We start from the raw sequence: 3,561 nt of genomic DNA on the forward strand, positions 1-3,561 counted from the left end.
GGCAGTGCCGGCGGTGGTGTTGATCGCGATCAACGGTAGCTGGGGTTTGGCCGACCGATCGACACCTTCGTAGTCACGGATCGTCCCACCGTTTGTAGCGCACAAGGCGATACCCTTGGCGCAGTCGTGAGGCGAACCGCCGCCCAGAGACACCACGAAATCACAGCGACTTTCCTTGAGCAGGCCCAGGCCGCGCTCGACGTTGGCGATGCTCGGATTCGGCTTGGCGCCGTCGAAAATCACCGAGTCGATGTCCTGCAACGCCAGTTTCTCGGCAATCCTCGATGCCACGCCAGCCTTGGCCAGCCCGGCGTCAGTGACGATCAGTGCCTTGCGAAAACCATACTTGCCAATGGCGTCCATGGCTTCGTCGAGGCAACCGGTGCCCATGATGTTCACGGCGGGGATGAAAAACGTACTGCTCATGCGCGAGTCTCCTGGCTGAAACCGAATCGGCAATACCGATTCGGCGGGTGCGCACAGGGTCGACCGATCAGTCACGCGGTATGTTGATCTGGCTCAACGCCCGGGCGTGATAAAGTCGCCGTCCATCAGACCTTTTGCTTCGAGACGACAAACGCAATGACCGATTTCCAGGATGTCGATGCCCAACTTGAAGACTGGAACGCCTTGCGCACCACCGCCTCATTCGGCGGCCTGCTGGTGGKTAACGGCGCCAGCCGCGCCGTGTGGGACGACTTCGGCTACGACTCGCTGTTCGAAAATGCCCGCACCGTCGAAGAAAAACCGCTGAGCCAGTCCGAGCTGAGCGTGTTCGACGCGATGCAGACGCGCAGTTTCGAGCAGGTTCTCGGCGCGCTGAAAACCACCAGCCGGGTCAACAAGGCCCTGGCCGTCAGCTCTGCGGCACCGCGCAATCGCTACTACGCGATCAAGGAAGCGCTGATCAACACCGTGCACGCGGTGCACATCCCGTGGCGACTGGTGAAGCCTTCGACGCTGGCGACGATCAATCAGGAACTGGGCAGCTATCGAACGGTGTTCACCACCAACTACGACTTGCTCAGCTATTGGGCGATCCAGCATCGGCCGGACGTCGTGACCGACCTGTTCCAGGGTGCCGAACCCGGCTTCGATCTGAGTGCCAGCGCCACCGACAAACCGCGTTTGCTGTACCTGCACGGCGGCCTGCATCTGGTGCGCAATCAGGACGGCACGGCGCGCAAACTGATGTCGACCGAAGGGACGTTGCTCGGCAATTTCGCGATCAACAATACGATCAAGACCCTCGACGACGTGCCGCTGTTCGTCAACGAAGGCCCGGCGCAAGACAAACTCAAGACCATTCGCAGTTCGGATTACCTGTCGTTCTGCTACGACCAGTTACTCGGCCACGGTGACGGGTTGTGCATCTTCGGGCATGCCCTTGGCGAGCAGGACAGTCACATCGCTCATGCACTGCGACAGGCGAAGCCGAAGGTGGTAGCGATCTCGATTTACCCGCGCAGCAAGGCGTTCATCCAGCATCAAAAGCGGCATTACGCGAAGGTGTTCGAGGGGACGGGTGTGGCGTTGCGTTTTTTTGATTCGAAGACGCATGCGCTCGGTAACCCTAAGCTGACCGTGCCGGTCGAGGTCTGACCTGTGGCGAGGGGGCTTGCCCCCTCGCCACAAAAGCCCGATAACCTCATTCCTCGCTGCTATGCACCACCACCAACAACTGCGCCTGCACCTCGCCCACTGACCTGAGGCGATGCGGTTTCTGCGCGTTGAAGTGCAGCGCATCCCCACGATTGAGCAGCACCCGCTCGTTCATGAAGTCCACTTCCACCTGCCCTTCATGGACGAACAGAAACTCTTCCCCCAGGTGTTCCTTGAAGGTTTTGTCGGTGAACTCGCTCGGCGGGTAAATGATGAACGGCAACAGGCTGCGCTCACTGACCTGATGGGYCAACACCGCATAACCCGGGCTCTGGTCGTTGGCGGCCAGGGACTGGCGTTCGTCGTTGCGCACCAGGCTGTAGCTGTCGAGGCTGACGTTGTCTTCGGAAAACAATTCCTCGACCTTCACGTTCAGCGCCCTGGCCAGTTTCAGCGCGGCGGCGATCGACGGGGTATTCAACCCGCGCTCGACTTTCGACAGATAGCTCTTGGTCATGCCGGATTTTTCGGCCAGGGCCTCCAGCGTCACGCCAAGTTTTTTTCTCAATAATTTCAAACGGATAGACATGTAGAGCGATTAACCCATCAAGGAGGCAACGATTTATCCTTGCCAATGACACAAAGTGTCATATAGCCTCTTTAGTGTCATTTGCATGCCCCACCCAAAGGACACCGATATGGCCAAGACATTAGCACTACCCAAAGAGCAACTGGTCAAGCAAGCGCTGACACAGATGCAAAACACCCTGGCGGATAATACGTGGACCGACCGGCAAAAGCTGGCCCTGACCTGCCGCATTCTCTTCGAAAACGGCCACGACTCCGGCCTGGCCGGGCAAATCACCGCTCGCGGCCCGCAACCGGGCACCTATTACACCCAGCAACTGGGCCTGGGTTTCGACGAGATCACTTCAGGCAATCTGTTGCTGGTCAACGAAGACCTGGAAGTGCTTGAAGGCCACGGCATGCCCAACCCGGCCAACCGCTTCCATAGCTGGGTGTACCGCGCCCGGCCGGACGTGAACTGCATCATTCACACGCACCCGACTCACGTCGCGGCGCTGTCGATGCTGGAAGTACCGCTGCAGATTTCCCACATGGACCTCTGCCCGCTCTACGACGACTGCGCGTTTCTCGAAGGCTGGCCGGGGGTGCCCGTGGGCAATGAAGAAGGYGAACTGATYGCCGGGGCCYTGGGCGACAAGCGKGCGATCCTGCTTTCCCACCATGGCCAGTTGTCCACCGGCGCGACCATCGAAGAGGCCTGTGTCATTGCGCAACTGATCGAACGCGCAGCGAAGTTGCAGTTGCTGGCCATGGCCGCCGGTGCAATCAAACCGATTCTTCCCGAGCTGGGCCGTGAAGCCCACGACTGGATATCCAAGCCCAAGCGCCACGCTGCCGCATTCAACTACTACGCCCGGCAGAACCTGCGCCAACACGCCGATTGCCTGCACTGACCCCACTCATTCTTGAAAGGAGAGACGCCATGTCGACCGTAAACATTCACGGCATCATCGGCTACACCATCACCCCGTTCACCGCCCAGGGCGAAGGCGTTGATCTCGACGCGCTCGGGCGTTCCATCGACCGCCTGATCGACAGCGGTGTCCACGCCATCGCCCCATTGGGCAGCACCGGCGAAGGCGCTTACCTGAGCGACGCGGAATGGGATCAAGTCAGCGAATTCAGCATCCGCCACGTCGCCAAACGCGTCCCGACCATCGTCAGCGTGTCCGACCTGACCACCGCCAAAGCCGTGCGCCGCGCGCGTTTCGCCGAGGCCCACGGCGCCGATGTGGTGATGGTGCTGCCGGCCTCGTACTGGAAACTCAGCGAGGCGGAAATCCTCGCCCACTACCGCGCCATCGGCGAGAGCATCGGCGTGCCGATCATGCTCTACAACAACCCGGCCACCAGCGGCACCGACATGTCGGT

The 3,561-nt window shown here is 60.3% G+C and carries 5 protein-coding genes; 3 read left to right on the forward strand and 2 right to left on the reverse strand.

The genetic code is table 11. The features are described 5' to 3' along the window. A partial coding sequence (locus AC1DLB_RS25045; protein WP_477785840.1) for an iron-containing alcohol dehydrogenase occupies positions 1-426 on the reverse strand: 426 nt, incomplete at its 3' end. A 156-nt stretch (positions 427-582) separates the two neighbouring features. On the opposite strand from AC1DLB_RS25045, the gene AC1DLB_RS25050 reads away from it, so the two are divergent. Next, positions 583-1,602 carry a DUF4917 family protein gene (locus AC1DLB_RS25050; protein ID WP_477785841.1) on the forward strand — a complete coding sequence of 340 codons (1,020 nt, stop codon included), beginning with the start codon at positions 583-585 and terminating at the stop codon, positions 1,600-1,602. A 46-nt stretch (positions 1,603-1,648) separates the two neighbouring features. On the opposite strand, the gene AC1DLB_RS25055 is transcribed toward AC1DLB_RS25050, so the two are convergent. After that, a complete protein-coding gene (locus AC1DLB_RS25055) occupies positions 1,649-2,191 on the reverse strand; it encodes a helix-turn-helix domain-containing protein (RefSeq protein ID WP_477785842.1) in 543 nt (180 codons plus the stop codon). A 109-nt stretch (positions 2,192-2,300) separates the two neighbouring features. Here AC1DLB_RS25055 and AC1DLB_RS25060 point away from each other — a divergent pair, with 109 nt between their 5' ends. Further along, the gene (locus AC1DLB_RS25060; protein ID WP_064619831.1) at positions 2,301-3,083 is read left to right on the forward strand and encodes an aldolase; all 783 of its coding nucleotides are present in this window, start codon (positions 2,301-2,303) and stop codon (positions 3,081-3,083) included. A gap of 29 nt (positions 3,084-3,112) precedes the next feature. Beyond that, the coding region (locus AC1DLB_RS25065; RefSeq protein WP_477785843.1) for a dihydrodipicolinate synthase family protein at positions 3,113-3,561 on the forward strand (449 nt) is incomplete at its 3' end.

The organism is Pseudomonas sp. 05N434, assembly GCF_056396965.1.